Here is a 22,092-nt window from a genome sequence, read left to right on the forward strand (position 1 = left end):
AAATACTTATGGCTTACAGCTTAAAGCAATTTTTATTTAATGATTTCTACGGCAGCACCGTCGGTAAGATTAATTTGTCCGGAAACAATTACTTCAGCTCCTTTTTCAAGCCCGGAAACAATCTCAACATACTCGCCGAATGTTCTTCCGGAAACTACTTTAGTTAAAACTGCTTTACCATCTTTGTGGACAAAAATTTGGTTAGAACTTACACTTCCTACAAACGCAGCACGCGGAACCAATAAAACATTCGTCATCTGGCTGTCACCAAAATAGGCATTTCCATACATTCCGGCTTTCAGCTCATTAGATGAAGTGTTCGCAATTTCCAATTCAACTGGGAAATTCAAACTTGCATCAGCTTTTGGTGCAATGAAAGATATTTTTCCGGTAAATTCTGTTTCAGCCAAAACGGGTGATTTTACCATCACAGATTGTCCTATTTTCAAAGTACCTACATTTTTTTCATCTACATTAACTTTTAATTTTAATGTAGAAACGTTTACCACTTCAAATAATTCCATTCCCGGGTTTACATACGATCCCGGTTCAATATTTCTCTTGTTTACAATACCGGAAAAAGACGCTTTAACATTGACATCGCCTGCTGAAATTTGTGCACTGCGAAGATTGTTTTTAGCGTTTTCCATCTGTAATTTAACCTGGTCTAACTGTTGTTTGGTTACACCACCTGTTGCATAAGCACTTTCAAAACGGGCAACTTCTGCTTCTGCATTGTTATAAACCGCCTGAGCGTTGGCAACATTTACGTTTTGCTGGTCGGCTTTGATAACTGCCAAAGTTTGACCTGCACTTACGCGTGAACCTTCATCAACCAAAACACGAGTAACCAATCCCGGAGTTTCTGCAGAAATTTTCACTTCCTGTTTCGGGGCAAATGTTCCGTTGGCGATGTACTGACCGTTAATTTCTCTAAAGTCAGCGGTTGCGGTACGCACAGCAACAAAACTGTTTTTTTGTGCTACAACGTCAGTTTGTGCTTTGTTTTCGGCTTTATGTTTGTTCAACATATACATAATTCCGGCTAATGCAGCCACGATAAATATGCCTGATATAATTATTTTTTTCATAATTTGATTTTTATTCTTCGGTTAATGTTTGTAATTCTCCTTTTGCTTTAATTAATTGTATTTCCGCTAATTTATAGTCTAATAACGCATTGGTCTGATTGTTTTGTGCGTCGGCATACGATGTTTCTGCATCTAATAAATCGGTTAATGAAGCCAGACCGACTTTATAATTGTTTTCTACATTGTCCAATACTTCTTTGGCTAAATTCACATTCTCGTTTTGCGTGTTAAGACTAATTAAAGAATTATTTAACTGAGTAACGGCATTGCGTAAATCTAAATCTAATGCTAATCGGGTATCACGTTTGTCGGCTTCCAATTTGTCAATTTGGATCTGTGCTTGTCGTGTTTTTGCACGAACCACACCACCATTAAAAATCGGAATTCTAAGACTAACCCCAACTGAAGCATAATCAGACCAATAAGCTCCCGGATAGGATTGAAACCACGGAAATTCATCTCCGATTCCTAAGTAACCATAGTTAGCATTCAGGCTTAAACTTGGTAGTCCTTGTGCTTCTGTGGCTTTTTTATTCAAAGCCAATAACTCGCTTTGTTTTTCCAACAATTGAATTTCGGTTCTGTTTTCGATATTGATATTTTCATCAACCAAAACATGATGTGTTACTTCAAATGTATTCTCTGGCAATGCAATCGGGGTGCTGATGTCCATTCCGATTAAATATTTCAATGCATTTTCTTGTAACTCCAACGCATTAATCAACTGCTGACGAGAGCTATGCAAATTATTTAATGTAACATTGGTTCTGTCCAAATCTATTTTTTTGGCTAATCCATTATCAAACAAGCTGCTAATAACATCACGTACTCTTGTTGTGTTATCAATAGTTCTGTTAATGGTTTTGAGCTGCGATTTGGTTTTATACACTTCATAGTAGCTATTCGCCACCTTTTCAACAACCTGCTCTTCGGTGAGTTGTGCATTTATCATATAAAACTCACGTGTTGTCTTAGCTGCTTTCAATCCCGTAAACACGGCCTGATTGAACAATTGCTGGTTAAGAGATACTACTGCTGTTGATTGCCAAGGTCTTCCCATTGCAATTACCATGCTTTCTCCCATAAAATCCATTGCGGTTTCCTGAAGAATAGCATTGTAGGTCAACCCTCCATCAATATTGATTTGTGGTAAAGCACTTGCACGAACTTCCTGTATCTGGTACTCGCTGTTTTCAACGTCCAGACGGGCTTTGACCGCTTCGTTCTTATTTTGCAAAGCATAATTAACTGCTTCGCTCAAAGTCAAGGTGTTTTGTGCCTGCATTGTTATGGCAAACAAAGCGACTGTCAAAACATAAGTGAACTTTTTCATTGATTAGATTTATTTATTTGGTTTTGTTTAATAATTGTTCTAAAACTTTTAATCCCTTAGGGGTTACGATACCCCGCAAATGATATTCGGTAAATTTGAATTCCAAATCATCAATAGACTGAGTATTTTTGTTTATAAATTCTTCATTTTTGAAAAACGAAGTCGTTGCTGAGAAAAACGCTTGTGCGATAAATTCAATGTCAATTTCTTTGCGGTATAACCCTTGTTCCACGCCTTCTCGTAAATTTCTCAAAATCGTAAAATCCAGATCTTCATATCGTCGTTTTTCTATGCGTTCCGACAGCCTTGGATAGTATTTTTTAAACTGGAAAATTGTTGCCGGATTAACATTATGCCCCAGCAATTCTTTGATACAGTTTTTCATTTCAAAATGTTCGTGAATCGGTGTTTCACATTTACCAACAATACACTTCATTTTATTCATCGATGAATCATAAACATAATCCACAGTCGATTTAATCAATTCTTTTTTTGATGGAAAATGCTGATAAATTGTTTTTTTTGAAATCCCTAGTTCCATCGCAATATCATCCATCGTAACTGCCTTAAAGCCTTTGTCAATAAATAATTCAATTGATTTTTTTAATATTGTCTCTTTCATTTCTTCAAAAAATTTCGAGGCAAAATTACAACGGAAACTTTAAATACCAAAAAAGTTTCCAAAGTTTTTTAAAAAATTATTTTACTGTTAAAAATTAGTTTACATTTGCAGTAATAATAAGTGTCCATTTATGAATACCATTTCAGACTACAAATCTATTATTGCCGATTATATTGAATCCATCGAAATTGACAAAAAGCCCGACGAGCTGTATCAACCAATTCGGTATATATTAAGTTTGGGCGGAAAACAAATCAGACCGGTGCTTACGCTTTTTGCTGCCGAAATATTCGGTGCAGCACATCAAAAGGCAATTTATGCCGCTACAGCCATCGAACTGTTTCACAATTTTTCACTGATTCATGATGATATTATGGACGAAGCTCCATTAAGACGCGGAAAAGAAACGGTACATCACAGATGGGATACCAATACCGGGATTTTATCCGGCGATGCGATGTTGATTTTGGCCTATCAATATTTTGAAAACTACGAACCTTTCATTTTCAGGGAATTAGCAAAATTATTCAGCAAAACCGCTTTACAAGTTTGTGAAGGACAGCAATTAGATATCAATTTTGAAACCAGAAATGATGTTTCGATTGATGAATATATTCAGATGATTGATTATAAAACCGCGGTATTGGTTGGTGCAGCTTTGGAAATGGGTGCTATCGTTGCGGAAGCTTCCAGCAAAAACCGACAAGACATCTATGATTTTGGCAGATATTTAGGTATCGCTTTTCAGTTGCAAGATGATTATTTGGACGCTTTTGGTGATACAGAAACTTTCGGAAAGCAGGTTGGTGGTGATATTTTGGAAAATAAAAAAACTTTCTTGTATCTGAAAGCGATGAAAAAAGGCAACAACGATGAACAAAAAGAATTGACAGAATGGTTTTCAACTACAGCCAACAACGGCGAAGAAAAAATTAAGCAAGTCAAGCTTATCTTCGAAAACACCAAAGCTACAGAAGACATACAAACTGAAATCAGAAAATATACCGACAAAGCTATCGACATATTGGACAAGTTGGCTATCTCTGATAATTACAAAAAAGAACTCCGGGATTTCTCACTTGAACTAATGAACAGAACAGTATAAAAAAAACGAGCGTAATGCTCGTTTTTTTGTTTTAATAATACGATTATTATATTCCAATTTCTATCTGAAAACGCACATACCAGTTATTTTGGGTAGTTCCGTCCTGGAATTTTAATTTATCTAAAGTAAATTCTGTTTGAATTTTGAAAGCGTGCTCCCAAATATATTTAGTTAAACCAATGCTATATTGATTTTGGTTTGGCATATTGGCCTGAAACAATTCATCTTTCATTTTTTGTGTTGAGAAACGACCAATTACTTCATAATCCTTTGGAAAAATATAACTCAGCTGGTAGTCCATACCATGACCTGCATAAACCATAGCCTGACTATAATTACCACTTTCGTCAATTCCTTCCGTAATCGGATTCGAAGCATCTCTTTGCATATAAGCAACCATTCCTGCCCAGCCGTTATATTTCAGAATAGCATCAAACATCATAGATTTCAGTGTAGTTGGCTCGTACAAAGCTGTTCCTAAAGTTCCTTGTGAACTCATACTTTTATTGTTTTGGTGATACACCCCCGAAAGCATCAGTTTTGGTGTAGCTTCGCGTTTAACATCTCCTTCAAAATATTCTCCTCCTTTAGTAAAAACACCAAATGGGTAAAGTTCTACTTTTCCGGTCAAAGCAACATTGTTGTTTTTCCCGCTCCAGTTTCTGCCTTTTCCGCTACTAATAGCTGTTTTTATGTTCCATGAAAATTTATCCTGAAATTCATTCATATAATACGCTTGAACGCCAAAATCACGATCTATGTTAAATCGAGCATTATTAATTGACCGATCGGTCATTTGCAAAGCACCTGAAGAGTTAACTCGCTGACGGTTGCCGGGTAGCTTAGTTTGCCCGAAAATGAAAGCCCATTTTTCGTTTGGGCTATACCCTACTGTTGCATCTCTGATAATATTGATATTCTGACCATCTTTCAGGGCTCCACCAACATCGCCCGGACTGAAAGATAGCTGTAATGCGTATTGAAATTTTGGGTTTCCGACATATCCGTCCAAACGCAAACGCAATCTCCTGATTTGTGCCTCATATTCTGAATCCTGATTGTCATCTTCATAATCATAATAAGTAATACGGTTTTGCATTCTAAAACGAATATTCAGCTGAAACAAGCTGTCTGCCGAGGTCATTCCCAATCCTTTACCATAATTGTAATAAGGCAGGGCAGATAATTTGAACTCTTCATCATATTGCAACTCTTTACCTGTTTTTTCCTGCGACCAAACCAACGCAGGTAATGATAACAACACGAATAATAATACTTTTTTCATACTAAGTTAATATTTGCCGCAAATCTATTCTTATCTTTGCATGTCAATACATTTTTAATGTTACCAAATCATTAAGCTATTGTAAATGGAATATCAATACACCGCCTACCGGTTTAACGTCAGTCCGAAACAGCCTGGAACAGATATATTGCTGGCAGAATTAAGCGAAAAAGAATTTGAAAGTTTTGAAGAAACTGAAACAGGTCTTATCGCTTATATCCAATCTCAATTTGACCATGCTCAGATTTTAGATGACGTGCAGGTTATGCAATCATCAGAATTTGAAATTGATTATACTTCTGAAACAATCACTCAGGTTAACTGGAATGAGGAATGGGAAAAAAACTTTTCGCCGATTGACGTGGACGGAATCTGTTATGTGAGAGCTCCTTTTCACAGCCCAAAAAATGCTGAATATGAGATTGTTATTGAGCCTAAAATGAGCTTTGGCACCGGTCATCATGAAACGACTTATCTGATGATGAAGTACTTGCTGAAATTAAATATCAAAGACAAATCCGTTTTGGATATGGGTTGTGGAACAGCTATTCTGGCAATTTTGGCGATGATGAGAGGTGCAAAAGAAGCCGACGCTGTTGATATTGATCGTTGGTGCTATGAAAATTCATTAGAAAATATTCAGAAAAACAACATCCGGAACATCACTGTACTTGAAGGCGATGCCAGTGTATTAACCACCGAGCCGAAATATGATTTGGTCATTGCGAATATCAACCGGAATATTTTATTGGCAGATATGAAGAAATATGTCCAAACGATGAAACCAAATTCAGACATACTTTTCAGTGGATTTTATACCGAAGATATTGCTGCTATAAAGTCAGAAGCAGAAGTCAATGGCTTGATTTTTGTAGATAATATGGAGAAAAATAATTGGGTTGCTTTACACTTTCAAAAAAAATAAAGAGATGAGCACAATAGAAAAAACAAGAGAAGAAGTCGCCATAGAAGAATTGCTTACCGACCATAAAGAGCTGATTCTTTTCAACGATGATGTAAATACTTTTGACCACGTTATCGACACGTTGATTCGCATTTGCCAACATGACCTCATTCAGGCAGAACAATGTGCCATGCTGGTGCATTACAAAGGAAAATGTGGCGTAAAAACAGGTTCGTTTGATGAGTTGGAACCTATGTGTACCGGATTACTTGATGCCGGATTGAGTGCAGAAATACAATAAACACCGCCCCATAAAAATATGATTTTGAACTAAACCTCAACATCACTCATGATGATAAGGTTCATTACGTAAAATCGTATAGCCTCTGTAGAGTTGCTCTATAAAAAATAACCGAACCATCTGGTGCGAAAATGTCATAGAAGACAATGAGATTTTTCCGTTGGCTTTGGCATATACTTCATCAGAAAAACCATAAGGACCACCTATCACAAAAAACAAATTTTTAATTCCGCTGTTCATTCGTTTTTGTAAAAAATCGGCAAACTGTGTGCTGGAAAAACTCTTACCTTTTTCATCGAGTAAAATCAGCCAATCGCTCGGCGAAACCTTTGATAAAATCAAACTTCCCTCCTTCTCTTTCTGCTGAATGACACTCAGGTTTTTGGCATTTTTTATATCCGGAATAATCTCAACATCAAACTTTACATAAAATGATACCCTTTTTACATATTCTTCAATAAGTGCCTGCAGGTTTTTATCATCTGTTTTCCCTACCACCAATAACTTGATATTCATTTATTTACATTTTCTTTATAATAAAAACTGTATATTGTATCACCGCGAATACAATATACAGTCATAAAGTTCATATTATACGATTAATCAATTCTTTCGTCTTTAATCAAATCAATGCTTTCCGGATTCAGTAAGGTTGAAGTGTCACCAAAGTCAGAAAAATTGCCTTCTGCTATTTTACGTAGAATCCTACGCATAATTTTTCCGGAACGCGTTTTTGGTAATCCAGCCACAAACTGAATTTTGTCGAGTTTTGCGATTGGTCCGATATGAGTTGCAATATGTTGATTAATCTCGTTACGCAAGTTCGTTTGATCTCTGGTTTTTCCAGTTTCTTTTAAAGTGATAAATCCGTATAGGGCATTTCCTTTAATATCGTGCGGATAACCAACAATCGCTGATTCTGCCACAGCTGGGTGTTCATTAATTGCATCTTCTATAGGTGCTGTCCCGAGATTGTGTCCGGAAACGATAACCACATCATCAACCCTCCCTGTAATCCTGTAATACCCAACTTCATCACGTAAAGCACCATCGCCCGTAAAATATTTCCCTGGAAAAGCCGAAAAATAAGTATCAACAAATCTTTGGTGGTCACCCCAGATTGTTCTTGCCATTCCCGGCCAGGGAAACTTAATACATAAACTTCCTTCTGCCTGATTGCCTTCAATTTCGTTTCGTTTTTCGTCCATCAACACCGGTTGAATCCCAGGAAACGGAAGTGTGGCATAGGTAGGCTTTGTCGGTGTTACAAAAGGTAATGGGGCAATCATGATTCCACCTGTTTCGGTTTGCCACCAGGTATCTGTAATCGGGCAACGTTTGTTGCCTATGTGGTGATTGTACCAGTGCCAAGCCTCTTCATTAATCGGTTCACCTACCGATCCCAAAACTTTTAGCGAGGACAAATCGTATTTGCTTACCCAATCAATACTTTCTTTTGATAAAGAACGAATGGCCGTTGGAGCTGTGTAAAATTGAGAAACCTTATGTTTTTCAATCGTTTCCCAAAAACGTCCGGGATCCGGATAATTAGGAATTCCTTCAAACAAAACGGTTGTCGCTCCATTCAGCAAAGGTCCGTAAACGATATAGGAATGCCCGGTAATCCAACCAATATCGGCAGTACACCAATAAACATCATTGTCTTCGTAACGGAAACCATTTTTGAAGGTATAAGCTGTATAGACCATATATCCGGCAGTCGTGTGCACCATTCCTTTCGGATTTCCGGTAGAACCAGAAGTGTAAAGAATAAACAAAGGATCTTCGGCATCCATAATTTCAGCAACATTATTAGCAGAAGCTTTGTCCAACAAAGGTTGCAACCATTTATCTCGACCTTCCGTCATCGAAATGTCGGCATGGGTTCTTTTTACTACCAAAACGGTTTCTATATCGGGTGTTTCCTGCAAAGCTTCATCTACAATCCCTTTCAAATCAATGTTTTTATTTCCTCTGTATGAACCATCGGAAGTAATCAAAAACTTAGCACCGCAACCATTAATTCTTGAACTGATTGCAGAAGCTGAAAAACCAGCAAAAATTACAGAATGAACTGCTCCAATTCTGGCACAGGCCAACAATGAAATAGCTAATTCCGGAATCATCGGAAGATAAATACAAACTCTATCGCCTTTTTTAACACCTTGCTCTTTAAGTACGTTTGCCATTTTGCAAACTCTTTCATACAAGTCATTATAGCTGATATATTGTGCTTTTTCCTTTGGGTCGTTCGGCTCAAAAATAATTGCTGTTTTATCGCCTTTTTTGTTCAGATGCCGGTCAATACAGTTTTTGGTTATATTTAGTTTGGCGTTTTTAAACCATTTGATATCCGCTTTTGACATATCATATTCCAGAACTTTATCCCACTTTTGGTACCAGGTAAAATTCTCGTCTGCAATGCGTTCCCAAAACTTTTTCGGTTCGCGGACAGACTTGTTATACATTTTGAAATATTGTTCCAGATTTTCTACTTTATAATAATCCATAAGTCGATAAAGTTTTGATAAGTTGTTTACTCTGTCAAATATATTACAACTCAAAGTTTTTTCCTATTTATTTTTTTAGTTAAAATAGTATTTATAAACCTCTTATCATACTAAAAGTACTCTCTTAAAAAGAAGTAAAAAAAAAATTTAATCCTCTCCTATAGTCTTAGAAATCTTGTCGATGTTCAAACTGTTTGCCATAGCATTAAAAATTTCGTAGTAGGTAGATTTGTTATCATAGAGTTCTTTGTGAGTTCCTTGTTCCATCACTTTTCCTTTTTCGAGAACCACTACGTTTTCAGCATCAATAATCTGAGAAATACTATGAGAAATAATGATTACTGTCCGGTCTTTTTTGATAGCATCAAGGCTCTTTTTGATTTGCTCGGTGGCAATTGCATCAAGACTTGCGGTCGGTTCGTCAAGGAAAATAATCGGCGGATTTTTAAGGAATAATCTTGCTATGGCAATTCGTTGCTGCTGCCCGCCCGAAAGCAGATTTGCCTGAGAATCATATTCGTTTGGCAAGTCCATAATCTGTTCGTGAATGTAGGCTTTTTTAGCCGCTTCAACGACTTCTTCTTGAGTGGCATTAGGATTTCCGTAAAGGATATTTTCCGAAATTGTTCCTTTGAAAATATGGTTTTTCTGTAAAACCAATCCAATGTTTTTACGTAAATATTCGGTGTCGTATTCCTGTAAATCCACACCGTCAAGTGTGATAGTTCCCGATTTCGGATAGTAGAATTTATCCAAAAGATTGATAACCGTACTTTTTCCTGCTCCGCTCAATCCGACCAAAGCAGTGATTTTATTTGGCGGTACAACAAGTGAAACATCATGCAAAGCTTTTGTTCCGTTCGGATATTCAAAATCTACATTTTTGACTTCGATAAGTCCGGTTATTTTTTCAGGTTTATAATTTCCTGACGGCTCTTTTTCCTGGTCGGCATCTAAAATATCGAAAAATCCTTCCGAATAAATCAGTGCGTCATTGACTTCATCATAAATTCTGTGCAACTGACGGATAGGGGCAGAAACATTGTTGAACAACATAATGTGAAACATAATCGCCCCGATGCTCATCGATCCGTCCAAAACAAAATATGCTGTTAAGATGATAATAACAACGATTCCGATTTGCTCCAGAAAACTTTTGATACTTTCGAACACAAAACTCAGCTTTCGGGTCTGCATTTGGTTTTCGGTCATATCGTACTGAATCTGCTTGTGTTTTTCAGCTTCGAGCGGTTCTCTGACGAATGATTTGATAACGGTTATGGATTCGATAAGCCCGATAATTCCTGCACTTTTGGTTTCTCTGTACGTTCGCATTCTTCGGCGAAATCCACCTAATTTTTTAGCCTGAGCCTGACTCACAAAAAAATAAAGCGGAACAATACACAAACTCACTAACCCGATATAGAAATTAGCCGAAAACATAAAAATCAAAGCCACAATTGAATTGGCAAAAAGCGGAAGAATATCGATAAAGAAATTCTGAACAAGCCTTGTCAGACTTGAAATTCCCATATCAATCCGGGTTTGTAATTTCCCGCTTTCGTTTTCAGTAGAGGTATAAAAAGCGAGTTTATAAGTCAGGATTTTTTCTACTATCATTTGAGCAAAATCCCTTGAAATATATATACGTAATTTTTCTCCGAAAAACTTCTGTCCGAATTGAATCAGAGCATAAATTAATTCTTTGGAAAGAAGAATAACAGTAATCAGAATCAATAGGTTTTTTCCGTCCGAAAGTGTTTTGCCTTCGGTTACCAATATATTGACTTCATCTACGGTAAACCTCAGAATATGAGCGTTTACCTGAGCCATAAACGACCCGATTACCGTCAGCACAAGCGTTGCGATAACCAGCCATTTGTAGGGCTTTACGTAAGAAGCAACTTTTTTGAATAATTGAAATATTGTCAAATTAGATTGTTTTTCAAGCAATAAGAGAATCAGCCACTAATTCCACCAATTTATCAGTGTTATAGTGGCTGAAAGTATTTTCTGAGATACGTTATCTACTAAAAAAGATAGAAAACACCTGCCGAATACTGCATGTGTGTACCTGCATTATCATTCGTGATGTTTTCTCGGTACACTGCTTCTACATTGATTCCGAAACGGCTGTACCATTTTTCAGAAGGGTATCTGTAATCTTTACCAATACCAAAATCTACCAGATAAAAATTCAATCCGGCACCCCCGCTCACTGCAGTCAGGTTTTGATTGTCATACCCCAAATAACCGACTCCGGCTTTCAGATATGGGTCAACATAAGGAATCTTGAATCCACCTCCGAGGCTGTAAATCGCTGATACATCTCCGGTAATGACATCAACATCATTATCAAGCAATTCGCCGTTGGAATAATCGCCAATTTTTGCCTGATTCATTGAAAAAGACATTTCCACGCTGAAATTTGCTCCGATTTCTCTCGCAATAGCCAACTTAGATGGTACAAACATAGACACCATTGACGCCCCTTCCGGACTTTCGTCGGCGTTAAAGTTCAAATCCATCATGTTTACGCTCAAAGTGGCTTTCCATGGATAGTTCCCTATAAAACGCTCTTTTCCTGTGATAATCTGAGCATTAGACTGTAATGTACCGGCAAAAGCCAATAGGAATAATGACAGTACTGTTTTGTGTATTTTCTTCATATTACTCTGAGTTTTGTGTAAATATATTAAAGTTTTCAATAAAATAAAAAATTATCTTCGTTGTCTTTTTGCTTCAAAGATTAAAACAGATGCTGCTACCGACACATTCATTGAGTCGATAACACCTTCCATCGGTACGATAATGTTTTGTGTGGAATGTTTTCGCCAAATGTCTGAAAGCCCCGTCGCTTCTGTGCCGACAACAATTGCAGAGCCTTGTTTGTAATCTTGTGTGCTGTAATCGACGGCTTCCTGCAAAATGGCACTGAATATCCGAATATTTTTTTCTTTCAGGTAATCAATTACCTCTTCTGATGTTCCCGCAGCAATCTGATTGGTAAAAACACCTCCGACGCTCGAACGGATAACATTCGGGTTATACAAATCGGTTTTGGGATCGGCAAGTATCACGGCATCGACAGCAGCTGCATCGGCAGTGCGTAACAAAGCTCCGATATTTCCGGGTTTCTCTATGGATTCAGCTACCAGGATAAGCGGATTTTCGGGTAAATTCAATGTGCTTAAATCATGTTTCTTGGCATAAACCACCGCAATAATACCTTCCGTTTTTTCGCGATAAGCCAGTTTTTGATAAACCTCTTTAGTCACAGAAATCCTTTGATTGTCATTAATTTGCGAAAAAATAATGTCCGTACTTTGGTTATCCGTCAGTTCAGGGCAATAAATCAGACTTTCTATTTCATACCCGGCTTTGAGGGCAATGGATACTTCTCGTACGCCTTCTACCAAAAAAAGACCGCTCTTTTTTCTTTCTCTGGATTTTTCCTGTATCTGAATGAGCTTTTTTACCCAGGAATTCTGAACACTACTGATATGCTTTTCCATTATAATAATCCTCTTGCTTTAAATTCCAGATATTTATTAATCACGTCGATAGTCAGATTTTCTGGTCGTGTTAACACAGAGTAAATTCCGTATTTTCTGAGCTCCTTAACGATAAGCTCTTTGTCGGCATTGAGCTTTTCAGCAATTACTTTATCATAAATTTCCTGTGTGTTTTTTGGTTTGGAATAAACCAGTTCGTCCAGTTCCGAATTTTTAAAAAACACCACCGTCAGCAAATGCAATTTGGCAATACTTCGCAGATAAGGCAACTGACGATTCAGCCCGTCGAGGGTTTCAAAATTGGTAAACAAAATAATCAAACTTCGTTGACGGACATGCTGTTTAACCTGTATCAGTAATTTTTCGTAATCTGATTCTTTAAAATCAGTTGTAACTTGATATAACGATTCCATAAAACGCTGTACCTGAACCGGTTTTCTATCAGCTTTGAGTTTGGTATCAACTTTTTTGGAAAAAGTAAACAATCCGGCTTTATCCGCTTTCTTGATGACGACATTTCCCATCGCCAGACTGGCATTAATGGCATAATCGAGTAATGTAAGTCCGTTAAATGGCATTTTCATTACCCTGCCTTTGTCAATAACAAGATATACATTCTGAGATTTTTCGTCCTGATATTGATTAACCATCAACTGACTTCGTTTGGCAGTAGCTTTCCAGTTAATCGTGCGAATATCGTCGCCCTGCACATAATCTTTGATATGTTCAAATTCTGTGGTGTGCCCGATTCGGCGGATTTTTTTCAATCCGTGCAGATGTAGTTTATCGTGAATTGCCATCAGCTCATATTTCCGCATCTGAATAAAAGACGGATAAGTCGGTACTTCTTTTTGGTTATCAAAACGGTATCTTTTTTGGAATAAATGCAGCTTTGACGAAACATAAATATTCAGAAAACCAAATGTATAAACGCCTCTTTCTGTCGGGCGGACACTGTATATTTTTTCGGTCGCCGACTGAGCTTCCAAATCAAACTGAACAGAAAAATTCCGCATCTGAAACTGAAAAGGTATTTCGTCTATAACCGTTATTTTTGTTTTAAATTTATATCTGCTCTCTACCTGAAGTTGAATAAAATTCTCATCGCCATTCGATAGTTTATCGCCCAATTCACGACGGGCAGTAATTCCTTTTTTCTGACCGAAAAGCAGGAAAATATCTGTGAAACAAAGCACGAAGAAAAGTCCGGCGATAATCCACACAACCGGATACAGCCATGCGAAGAAAAACGACAGCACAAACAGCACCGCAATTGCTCCGATGCAGTAATAAAACAGATTTGTCGTGTAGAGATTTTTCACAGAAAATTATCTTGGAATTTCGATAGATTGAACAATCTGGTTAATGATTTCTCTGGAAGTCACACCTTCCATTTCTTTGTCGGGCGAAACGATGATACGATGCTGCAACACTGGCACAGCCACCGATTGAATATCATCAGGCGTAACGAAATCTCTGCCTGAAATTGCTGCATACGATTTGGCTGCATTGAGCAACGCAATCGACGCTCGTGGCGAAGCTCCCATATACAGTAATGGATTGTTTCGGGTAGCATACACGATATTCGCGATGTATTCAATCAAATGATTTTCGATAATAATATGTTTGACTACTTTCTGGAATGCGATGATTTCTTCTGCGGAAATAACCGCGTTCACATCAGCAATTTTGTCCTTATCCAACAGTTCGTGTTCTTTCATCAAAATATTGATTTCCTGCTCCAGAGTCGGATAATCAACGGTAATTTTAAACAAAAACCGGTCGAGCTGGGCTTCGGGCAACTGGTATGTTCCTTCCTGTTCGATAGGGTTTTGCGTCGCGATAACCACAAACGGCTCCTGCATTTGATAACGCTGTGCATCGATGGTTACTTGTCGTTCCTCCATGACTTCAAAAAGGGCAGCTTGTGTTTTCGCCGGAGCTCGGTTTATCTCGTCAATCAGTACGAAATTGGAAAATATCGGTCCGGATTTGAATTCAAAATCATTGATTTTGCTGTTATAGACCGATGTTCCTAAAATATCGGACGGCATCAAATCGGGTGTAAACTGGATTCGACTGAATCCGGTGTCAATCGTTCTCGACAGCAATTTTGCTGTGATGGTTTTGGCAACGCCCGGCACACCTTCAATCAATACGTGACCTTTGGATAATAGACCGACCAAAAGCAGCTCAATCATTTGCCCCTGCCCTACGATGACTTTACCGATTTCCTGTTTAATTAAAATCGTTTTTTCTTTCAAATTGGATAAATCTATTCTGTTTTCAAAAGATAGATTTTCGTTTTCGGGGTTTTGATTTTCTGTCATTTTCCTGTTATTTTTTCGATAGCGGCGTGTAAGTTTATCACGTCCTGCTCGGTTGCTTTTTTATTTTGTGTTTTGTATTGCTCAATCAATGTGACCAAATGTTCAACATCTTCAGTTTTGCTGCCTGTTTTCTGACTTAGATTTTTAATAAACTGTTCGTCTAATTTCCGGGTATCAATGCGTAATTCCGTTCGTACATATTCCAGCAGATAAATAATCATTTTATGAATCAAATCACTGTGATTTTTTTCCAGATAATACAAATTGGCAATGGTTTTGGCAAATTCCACCGAGTGATTTTCTTCTGGTTTGATTATCGGAATAATCCTTTGTTTTCGTTTGCTGTTGAAAAATATAAATAAAAGTATGCCAATCAGCATAAAATACCAAGCCCAACGCAATGATTTGTTGCCAAGGATAAACCGCAGAATATTGGTGTTTTCGGCATTCAGTTGGATATTTTTATCAAACCAAATCACTTTTTCGCTGTCGATATAACTCAACATACTTTCAGCATAAAGATGATTGTTGCTTTCGAGCAAATGGTAATTGGTCAGCATCAAAGCGTTTGTGCCGATATACAAATGTCCTTTCCCGATTTTCTTTCGGATAAAATTCGGCTTGGTGTCATTCGCCACACCCAGAATTTCAATTCCGGCAGAATCTTTTACGCGAAGTACATTTCCCATTGTTTCCAATGTAAAATTGGAAGTATTCAGATGCGGATTAACCAGTTTTACCGTATTGATTCTTTCATAATCCATAGATAATCCTAAAGAATCAACTATATAATAACTATAACTCAAACTTTCATCGGTGAGCAAAAAAACATCGTGTCCTTGTTCAACGGCATTTCTGATTTTCTGAAACGATTCCGGGTCGCTATTTTTATCTTCAATCAGCAACCAGGTTTCTTTGCTGAAATTGACCGTATCCAGCTCCTGATTGTAATATTCATAAGGCGTTTTATCATATTTTTCAATTTCTGCCGGACTGATAATTGATGATATTTCTTTGTTCAGAATATACAATCCGTACGGAATTTTATCTGAAGTCTTGAATGTTTTCGACCAGTCAATCGGTTTGGGAATCAACACCTGAACCAGCAGGACAAGTGCCAGACCTATCACAAAATACACGATATATTTTACAGATGATTTCATGACAGATGTTGTTGAATTGCGTGATTAAACTGCTGACGGATTCTCTCAAAACCGGTTTGGTCGATGTCAAATTCGCCATACCAGATATTTTCATAAACATAAGCGAGATAATCGAACTCTTTTTTAAGTGTCGGATTAGAAATTTCGTGCAAATATTCCCGGTTGGTTTTATCCGGATTCCATTCGATAATTTGCTTTTCAGACATGATTTTGAGCAAACGCAAAAAATGATACCGTACGGCGGAACGATATTGCTCACGGGAAACAGCATCTTCGATGAGCTGGTCAAAATCTATTTCGTGAATGTCTTTGTCAAGGTCATAAACTTCCACCAGTTCTTTCGGTTTTTTGCGGAATATCAGATGAATATCATTCAAAATAATATATCGAACGAGAAATGCGATAAGCACAACAATAATAATGTATGCCGAAATCTTAAGAATCTGTGTAACAAAATCTACCGATTCCCACGACGGATTGGTATTGAAAAGGCTACGAAGAAAATCCAGGAATCTGTCCCATATTGATTTTTCAGACAATCGTTCGTAGGAATAGATAAAATCCGTACCGGTGTATTGGTCTTTATAACCCGGACTGAATTTTTTCTGAGCCAACGGCAAAGTGTTTTTTTGCAGTGAGTCTAATGGGATAAACTTGCTCTCGGAATAGGCTTCTCCTTGTGTCACGATTTCCACAACCGGCTCTACGCCATCAGTGATGGTGTCTGAATGTGTTTGGGCATAAACAGAAAATACGCTGAAGAACAATATGTAAAACCAATGGTTATTCATCTAAGCCGATTCGGTCTATTTCTGATTTAGCAAAAACACTTTCTCTTTTTTCCATTTCGCCATAATATATCAAACCAAAATTAACAACAATCACATTGCTAAGCAGCATACTTACCGCTATTGACACAGCATATAAAGCACCGACTGCATAAATAACCCACATCGTATCTTCTGCCGAGCCGGAATCAGACATAACGACAAAACCAATGATAAAAATAATTATATACGGAATCATAGCAATAACAGTACTTATCAATTGAATGATAAAATAAAGAATCAAATTACAGCCAACAATTTTCCAGAAATTATTGTGCAGGGTATTAAAAGCAAAACCCAAAGCCTCGAAATAGCCCAATTTTTTGTCGAGATAATGAAATAACGACAAATAAATCAACGCATTGAAATAGGGTATCAACAATAGAATAAGTAAAAATCCGATGATAATAATTATTAGAAATGTCGCAATGGTAGCTGCAATTACAAGCATCGTCCCAACCACGAAAAAAGTAGCGAAACAAAACATTAACACTCTGCCGAAATTTTGTCTTATCAGCAAAGATATTTCGCCCGATTTCGGTTTATAATCAGTATTTTTTTCTAATAAGCGAAGATAAAAAACCGGGTATGCCATTTGAATTACCGAAAGAATTATTGCTACCACGAGCATACCTAAACCGGTAAAAATCAGCCATTCGATATTATCCATATAATAATCACCAATCTGATTCCCGAACTGGTTCGGATTGTTTAAACTTCCGAAAACAGCGTCCATATAAAACTTTGACAGAATATAGCCAAGAACCATAAAGACAACCAATATCAGAAAATTGATTTTCAGATAATTACCAAAATAATTTTTCCATTTCAATTTAAAAAAACCAAATGTATCGTTGAACAATTCACCGAAATCTCTCTTTTTAAATAATTCAAACATGTTTATTAAGTTTTTGATATACTTTTTTAGGATAAATAAGATAATAATAGCTAATCAGCCCCAGCGTTCCGAAGATAATCAAATAATTCAATATATTGGGCATTGCCTGGGCATAACGCGTGATATAACCTTCGATAATTCCGGCAAAAATCGTAAACGGAATAGTGCTGATATATATTTTAAAACTGTTTTTGAAACCGATTTTAAATGAATTCAACCGCGAATAAGTTTTCGGGAAAAGAATGCTCGCTCCGAGGATAAATCCCGCCGCCGATTCGATAACGATGGCAAAAATTTCCATCGAACCGTGTAGCCAGATTCCGCGTACACTTTCCATAAAAACTCCTTCTTCATAAAAGAAATACTGGAACGAACCAAGCATAATCGCATTGTAAATCACAAACAGTAACGTGCCGATACCACCTGCAATTCCGTACAGATAACAACGCAAACCGACATATAAGTTATTTAACGTGATTCCACCCGCACTGCCCCAGTTTGAACTGCTTTGATACACCGCCATCGGATCGCCGTTTTTGATATTTTCGAGCGTCGTATTTACGTAATAGTCGCCCATAATCAGCCGGACAAACGTATCGTCATAGGCAGCCGAAATCACGCCTATACCTACGAAAATAAAGAAAACCGCAAAAGCAAAATATACATACTTCCGATGAGCATAAACCGTCAGCGGTACATCGGATTTGAAAAAACGGGCAAATTTATTTTGGTCATAACGCTTTGTTTTATATACCTTTTGATAAATTTGTGCAGATAAAAAGTTTAAGTATTTTGTGAGTTTGCTTTTTGGGTAGTACGTTTGTGCAAAAGACAAATCATTGATAAGTTGCACATACATATCGGCCATTTCGTCGGGTGTTTTTTTCACACCGCCCGAAATAACCTTTTCGTACTCAACCCATTTATCTCTGTTTTGTTTGATAAAAGCGACCTCTCTCATAGACGGCTAAATTAAAAATTATGAATGAATTATCCATCAATACCTCACAAAATGTGAATATTAATTTTGTGACAGCCTCGCTCGGTGAAAGGATTGTCGCTTTTGTGATTGATATGATTATCAAAATTGCCTATTATTGGGCGATATCCTATGTGATAGGATTGATAGGAATTCGATTCAATTATTTCGATTCGTGGGAAAGCATGACGGTGTCGTTCATTATATTTTCGCCTATAATTTTTTATACATTGGTGTGTGAAAGCCTGATGAGCGGGCAAACAATCGGCAAAAGAATCATGAAAATCAGGGTAATTAAAATTGATGGTTATCAGGCATCATTTGGTGATTATCTGGTTCGGTGGCTGTTCCGGGTGGTTGAAATCGTTATTTTTCAAGGAGTAATTGCTGTAATGGCAATTATTTTCAGTGGTAAAAATCAACGTCTGGGCGATACGGTTTCCGGAACGGCGGTAGTGAGCCTGAAAAATAAATTTGTTTTGAATCTGAACTTTTTGAGTAATCTACAGGAATATCAACCTCAGTTTCAGCAGGTATTGCGATTTTCGGATAACGATATGCGAATAATCAGCCAAAGTTATCACAAAGCACTGACAGACAACGATATTCAATTAGAGAAAAAGCTCGTGGGAAAAATTGAAGAAGTATTAAAACTGAAAAATCCGTATGAAAACCGGCAGAAATTCATCAGCACAATTATCAACGATTACCAATACCTGACACAACAATGAGCAACATAGACGTTTTTTTAATAGTCGATATTTTAGGCACTATCGCCTTTGCTATTTCGGGTGCTTTGGCAGCCATACGCAAACGCATGGATTTTTTCGGTGTACTGATTATCGCTTTCGTGACTTCTGTTGGTGGCGGGACTATCCGTGATTTGCTTATCGGCGATACACCCGTCACGTGGATACGTAGCTTAACCTCATCATACGTCATATTTTTCAGTGCGATGGCTGCCATTATTTTTCGCAACAAATTAAAAATCTTGCGGACATCTTTGTTTTTGTTTGATACGATTGGAATCGGTTTGTTTACCATTATCGGTATAGAAAAAGGATTGATGTTTCATCTGCACCCGTTTGTTTGTATTGCATTAGGAACGGTTTCGGCTTGTTTCGGAGGGGTTTTACGAGATATTTTGTGTAATGAAATTCCGGTTATTTTCCGAAAAGAAATTTATGCCACAGCCTGTATTTCGGGCGGAATCATATTTTTTATTCTAAGACATTTTTCTGTTAATCAAGATATTATATACTTACTTACGGCAGGAACGGTTATCTCCATACGACTAATGGCTGTAATCAAATCGTGGTCTTTTCCTAAAATTGAAATGAACACAAAAAAATAAAAAAGAACACAAAGAAACAAAGCTGCTGATTTTCAATAATTTACACCTTATTTTTTCTTCGATAAAAATTTTTATTTAAAAAAAGTGAAGAAAAAAAGTGACTTTTTTCTCAAAACGTTGTCTAATTATACAGCTACGAAAAAAAGAAAATAGTTTTGGGTTTGTTTTAAAAGAGTTGGGAAATCTTTTTCTCAGCTCTTTTTCTTTTAGAGTATCTATGAAAAAAGCTGTTTTTTGTAAAAACAGCTTTTCAAATATTATTATTCCCACTCAATCGTTGCAGGCGGCTTAGAGCTGATATCATACACAACTCTGTTCACTCCTTTCACTTTATTGATGATTTGGTTGGAAATTTCCATCAAAAATTCATACGGCAAATGTACCCAATCAGCCGTCATTCCGTCAGTTGATTGCACAGCTCTCAATGCCACAACTTTTTCGTATGTACGCTCATCGCCCATCACACCAACCGAATTAACCGGCAAAAGAATAGCTCCCGCCTGCCACACATCGTCATACAAACCTTTTTCTTTCAGTCCGTTGATAAAAATAGCATCGACTTCCTGAAGAATATTTACTTTTTCGGGTGTGATGTCGCCTAAAATACGGATTGCCAAACCAGGTCCCGGAAACGGGTGTCTGCCCAACAGTTCGGCATCAATCCCTAACGACGCTCCCACTCTCCTCACTTCGTCTTTGAAAAGCATACGTAAAGGTTCTACAACTTGCAATTTCATGAAATCAGGTAATCCGCCCACGTTGTGATGAGATTTTATCGTTGCAGAAGGTCCTTTTACTGAGATAGACTCTATCACGTCCGGATAAATAGTTCCTTGTCCCAGCCATTTGGCGTTTTCTATCTTTTTGGATTCGTCGTCAAAAACTTCCACAAAAACCCGTCCGATTATTTTTCGTTTGGCTTCCGGGTCATCGACTCCTGCCAATGCGTCCAAAAAACGGTCGGAAGCATCTACTCCTTTGACATTTAACCCCATTCCTTTGTACTGGTCGAGCACATTAGCAAATTCATTTTTCCGCAACAATCCGTTGTTCACAAAGATACAATGCAGATTTTCCCCGATTGCCTGATGCAGCAATACTGCTGCCACCGTAGAATCTACTCCTCCGGAAAGCCCCAAGACTACTTTGTCGTCCTGCAGTTTTTCTTTTAATTCCTTAACGGTATCTTCCACAAAAGCATTCGGTGTAAAATCCTGGTTTACTTTGGCTATATCTACCAAAAAGTTTTTCAATAAAGTCGCCCCATCTGTGGAGTGATATACTTCCGGGTGGAACTGAATAGCATAAGTTTCTTCTCCCGAAATTCTATAGGCAGCATTGTCAACTTCTTTGGTACTTGCCAGTTTTATTGCATGCCGAGGCAAGGTTTTTATCGTGTCGCTGTGGCTCATCCACACCTGGCTTCCGGTCGGAATATCTTTGAACAGCGAATCGGAATTGTCGATATAGGCAAGATTAGCCCGACCATATTCACGCGTGTTCGACGGAGCAACTTCTCCTCCAAAATTATGAGCGATATATTGTGCTCCATAACAAACTGCCAGCAAAGGTTTTTTTCCTTTTATTTGAGACAAATCCGGGTGCAAAGCGTCTTCGGAACGTACCGAATATGGACTTCCGGACAAAATCACAGCCTGAAATTCGTCTAAACTTTCAGGAATCTGGTTGTAGGGTAATATCTCGCAGAAAATATTTAACTCTCTGACTCTTCGGGCAATAAGCTGTGTATATTGCGAACCGAAATCTAAAATAAGTACATTGTGTTGCATTGGGCAAAGATAACTTTTATTTTAAAATGCGTAAAGTTATTTCGTTGCTTTTAAATTCGCAATTCTTTATGTACATTTGTTTGAG

Annotated in this window: 21 protein-coding genes; 5 read left to right on the forward strand and 16 right to left on the reverse strand. The window is 37.5% G+C overall.

What is annotated here, in order from left to right; translation table 11 throughout:
* Positions 1-32: 32 nt before the first annotated feature.
* From CDL10_RS02345 to CDL10_RS02355, 3 genes are read right to left on the reverse strand one after another with little or no spacing between them, the layout of a single operon-like run.
* A complete protein-coding gene (locus CDL10_RS02345; protein WP_100677047.1) occupies positions 33-1,091 on the reverse strand; it encodes an efflux RND transporter periplasmic adaptor subunit in 1,059 nt (352 codons plus the stop codon).
* Between the two features lie 10 nt (positions 1,092-1,101).
* The gene (locus tag CDL10_RS02350) at positions 1,102-2,424 is read right to left on the reverse strand and encodes a TolC family protein (protein WP_100677048.1); all 1,323 of its coding nucleotides are present in this window, start codon (positions 2,422-2,424) and stop codon (positions 1,102-1,104) included.
* Positions 2,425-2,437: 13 nt separating this feature from the next.
* Entirely contained in the window at positions 2,438-3,046 is a 609-nt protein-coding gene (locus CDL10_RS02355; protein WP_100677049.1) for a TetR/AcrR family transcriptional regulator, read from the reverse strand.
* A 130-nt stretch (positions 3,047-3,176) separates the two neighbouring features.
* Between CDL10_RS02355 and CDL10_RS02360 the strand changes: the two genes are divergently transcribed.
* A complete protein-coding gene (locus CDL10_RS02360) occupies positions 3,177-4,151 on the forward strand; it encodes a polyprenyl synthetase family protein (protein WP_100677050.1) in 975 nt (324 codons plus the stop codon).
* Positions 4,152-4,197: 46 nt separating this feature from the next.
* On the opposite strand, the gene CDL10_RS02365 is transcribed toward CDL10_RS02360, so the two are convergent.
* A complete protein-coding gene (locus CDL10_RS02365) occupies positions 4,198-5,436 on the reverse strand; it encodes a porin (RefSeq protein WP_100677051.1) in 1,239 nt (412 codons plus the stop codon).
* Between the two features lie 85 nt (positions 5,437-5,521).
* Between CDL10_RS02365 and prmA the strand changes: the two genes are divergently transcribed.
* Positions 5,522-6,361, forward strand: coding sequence for a 50S ribosomal protein L11 methyltransferase (gene prmA / locus CDL10_RS02370; protein WP_100677052.1), 840 nt, complete (start codon positions 5,522-5,524; stop codon positions 6,359-6,361).
* Positions 6,362-6,365: 4 nt separating this feature from the next.
* Positions 6,366-6,641 (forward strand): ATP-dependent Clp protease adaptor ClpS, encoded by a 276-nt coding sequence (locus CDL10_RS02375; RefSeq protein ID WP_100678610.1) that lies wholly within the window; start codon positions 6,366-6,368, stop codon positions 6,639-6,641.
* A 42-nt stretch (positions 6,642-6,683) separates the two neighbouring features.
* On the opposite strand, the gene rlmH is transcribed toward CDL10_RS02375, so the two are convergent.
* The 11 genes from rlmH to CDL10_RS02430 all read right to left on the reverse strand — a co-directional run bounded on the left by rlmH (position 6,684) and on the right by CDL10_RS02430 (position 18,845).
* Positions 6,684-7,157: a 23S rRNA (pseudouridine(1915)-N(3))-methyltransferase RlmH gene (rlmH, locus tag CDL10_RS02380; RefSeq protein WP_100677053.1), complete on the reverse strand. Its 474-nt coding sequence runs from the start codon at positions 7,155-7,157 to the stop codon at positions 6,684-6,686.
* An 83-nt stretch (positions 7,158-7,240) separates the two neighbouring features.
* The gene (gene acs / locus CDL10_RS02385; protein WP_100677054.1) at positions 7,241-9,151 is read right to left on the reverse strand and encodes an acetate--CoA ligase; all 1,911 of its coding nucleotides are present in this window, start codon (positions 9,149-9,151) and stop codon (positions 7,241-7,243) included.
* A 147-nt stretch (positions 9,152-9,298) separates the two neighbouring features.
* Positions 9,299-11,083, reverse strand: coding sequence for an ABC transporter ATP-binding protein (locus CDL10_RS02390; protein ID WP_100678611.1), 1,785 nt, complete (start codon positions 11,081-11,083; stop codon positions 9,299-9,301).
* A gap of 98 nt (positions 11,084-11,181) precedes the next feature.
* Positions 11,182-11,820 (reverse strand): porin family protein, encoded by a 639-nt coding sequence (locus CDL10_RS02395; RefSeq protein WP_100677055.1) that lies wholly within the window; start codon positions 11,818-11,820, stop codon positions 11,182-11,184.
* Between the two features lie 51 nt (positions 11,821-11,871).
* Positions 11,872-12,666, reverse strand: coding sequence for a TrmH family RNA methyltransferase (locus CDL10_RS02400; RefSeq protein ID WP_100677056.1), 795 nt, complete (start codon positions 12,664-12,666; stop codon positions 11,872-11,874).
* Positions 12,666-13,988, reverse strand: coding sequence for a DUF58 domain-containing protein (locus CDL10_RS02405; protein ID WP_100677057.1), 1,323 nt, complete (start codon positions 13,986-13,988; stop codon positions 12,666-12,668). Before CDL10_RS02405 ends, CDL10_RS02400 begins: the two co-directional genes overlap by 1 nt.
* A gap of 6 nt (positions 13,989-13,994) precedes the next feature.
* Positions 13,995-14,996 carry an AAA family ATPase gene (locus CDL10_RS02410; protein ID WP_100677058.1) on the reverse strand — a complete coding sequence of 334 codons (1,002 nt, stop codon included), beginning with the start codon at positions 14,994-14,996 and terminating at the stop codon, positions 13,995-13,997.
* Positions 14,993-16,159 carry a DUF4350 domain-containing protein gene (locus CDL10_RS02415; RefSeq protein WP_100677059.1) on the reverse strand — a complete coding sequence of 389 codons (1,167 nt, stop codon included), beginning with the start codon at positions 16,157-16,159 and terminating at the stop codon, positions 14,993-14,995. Before CDL10_RS02415 ends, CDL10_RS02410 begins: the two co-directional genes overlap by 4 nt.
* Positions 16,156-16,950 carry a DUF4129 domain-containing protein gene (locus CDL10_RS02420; protein ID WP_100677060.1) on the reverse strand — a complete coding sequence of 265 codons (795 nt, stop codon included), beginning with the start codon at positions 16,948-16,950 and terminating at the stop codon, positions 16,156-16,158. Before CDL10_RS02420 ends, CDL10_RS02415 begins: the two co-directional genes overlap by 4 nt.
* Complete coding sequence (locus tag CDL10_RS02425; RefSeq protein ID WP_100677061.1) at positions 16,943-17,884, reverse strand: hypothetical protein; 942 nt, start codon at positions 17,882-17,884, stop codon at positions 16,943-16,945. The genes CDL10_RS02420 and CDL10_RS02425 overlap by 8 nt, the downstream gene beginning before the upstream one ends.
* On the reverse strand, positions 17,877-18,845 hold the full coding sequence (locus CDL10_RS02430; RefSeq protein ID WP_100677062.1) for a stage II sporulation protein M: 969 nt from the start codon (positions 18,843-18,845) through the stop codon (positions 17,877-17,879). The genes CDL10_RS02425 and CDL10_RS02430 overlap by 8 nt, the downstream gene beginning before the upstream one ends.
* Positions 18,846-18,865: 20 nt before the next feature.
* On the opposite strand from CDL10_RS02430, the gene CDL10_RS02435 reads away from it, so the two are divergent.
* Complete coding sequence (locus CDL10_RS02435; RefSeq protein WP_100677063.1) at positions 18,866-19,594, forward strand: RDD family protein; 729 nt, start codon at positions 18,866-18,868, stop codon at positions 19,592-19,594.
* Positions 19,591-20,217 carry a trimeric intracellular cation channel family protein gene (locus tag CDL10_RS02440; RefSeq protein ID WP_100677064.1) on the forward strand — a complete coding sequence of 209 codons (627 nt, stop codon included), beginning with the start codon at positions 19,591-19,593 and terminating at the stop codon, positions 20,215-20,217. The genes CDL10_RS02435 and CDL10_RS02440 overlap by 4 nt, the downstream gene beginning before the upstream one ends.
* A gap of 260 nt (positions 20,218-20,477) precedes the next feature.
* Here CDL10_RS02440 and guaA read toward each other — a convergent pair whose 3' ends face one another.
* Positions 20,478-22,007 (reverse strand): glutamine-hydrolyzing GMP synthase, encoded by a 1,530-nt coding sequence (gene guaA / locus CDL10_RS02445; RefSeq protein ID WP_100677065.1) that lies wholly within the window; start codon positions 22,005-22,007, stop codon positions 20,478-20,480.
* Between the last annotated feature and the right edge of the window lie 85 nt (positions 22,008-22,092).

It is taken from the genome of Avrilella dinanensis (genome assembly GCF_002807015.1).
Taxonomy (GTDB): domain Bacteria; phylum Bacteroidota; class Bacteroidia; order Flavobacteriales; family Flavobacteriaceae; genus Flavobacterium; species Flavobacterium dinanensis.

Bases quoted from the DNA above. Each gene is read 5' to 3' on its own strand.
- CDL10_RS02345 (WP_100677047.1), bottom strand. From the start codon at position 1,091: ATGAAAAAAATAATTATATCAGGCATATTTATCGTGGCTGCATTAGCC.
- CDL10_RS02350 (WP_100677048.1), bottom strand. From the start codon at position 2,424: ATGAAAAAGTTCACTTATGTTTTGACAGTCGCTTTGTTTGCCATAACA.
- CDL10_RS02355 (WP_100677049.1), bottom strand. From the start codon at position 3,046: ATGAAAGAGACAATATTAAAAAAATCAATTGAATTATTTATTGACAAA.
- CDL10_RS02360 (WP_100677050.1), top strand. From the start codon at position 3,177: ATGAATACCATTTCAGACTACAAATCTATTATTGCCGATTATATTGAA.
- CDL10_RS02365 (WP_100677051.1), bottom strand. From the start codon at position 5,436: ATGAAAAAAGTATTATTATTCGTGTTGTTATCATTACCTGCGTTGGTT.
- prmA (WP_100677052.1), top strand. From the start codon at position 5,522: ATGGAATATCAATACACCGCCTACCGGTTTAACGTCAGTCCGAAACAG.
- CDL10_RS02375 (WP_100678610.1), top strand. From the start codon at position 6,366: ATGAGCACAATAGAAAAAACAAGAGAAGAAGTCGCCATAGAAGAATTG.
- rlmH (WP_100677053.1), bottom strand. From the start codon at position 7,157: ATGAATATCAAGTTATTGGTGGTAGGGAAAACAGATGATAAAAACCTG.
- acs (WP_100677054.1), bottom strand. From the start codon at position 9,151: ATGGATTATTATAAAGTAGAAAATCTGGAACAATATTTCAAAATGTAT.
- CDL10_RS02395 (WP_100677055.1), bottom strand. From the start codon at position 11,820: ATGAAGAAAATACACAAAACAGTACTGTCATTATTCCTATTGGCTTTT.
- CDL10_RS02400 (WP_100677056.1), bottom strand. From the start codon at position 12,666: ATGGAAAAGCATATCAGTAGTGTTCAGAATTCCTGGGTAAAAAAGCTC.
- CDL10_RS02410 (WP_100677058.1), bottom strand. From the start codon at position 14,996: ATGACAGAAAATCAAAACCCCGAAAACGAAAATCTATCTTTTGAAAAC.
- CDL10_RS02415 (WP_100677059.1), bottom strand. From the start codon at position 16,159: ATGAAATCATCTGTAAAATATATCGTGTATTTTGTGATAGGTCTGGCA.
- CDL10_RS02420 (WP_100677060.1), bottom strand. From the start codon at position 16,950: ATGAATAACCATTGGTTTTACATATTGTTCTTCAGCGTATTTTCTGTT.
- CDL10_RS02425 (WP_100677061.1), bottom strand. From the start codon at position 17,884: ATGTTTGAATTATTTAAAAAGAGAGATTTCGGTGAATTGTTCAACGAT.
- CDL10_RS02430 (WP_100677062.1), bottom strand. From the start codon at position 18,845: ATGAGAGAGGTCGCTTTTATCAAACAAAACAGAGATAAATGGGTTGAG.
- CDL10_RS02435 (WP_100677063.1), top strand. From the start codon at position 18,866: ATGAATGAATTATCCATCAATACCTCACAAAATGTGAATATTAATTTT.
- CDL10_RS02440 (WP_100677064.1), top strand. From the start codon at position 19,591: ATGAGCAACATAGACGTTTTTTTAATAGTCGATATTTTAGGCACTATC.
- guaA (WP_100677065.1), bottom strand. From the start codon at position 22,007: ATGCAACACAATGTACTTATTTTAGATTTCGGTTCGCAATATACACAG.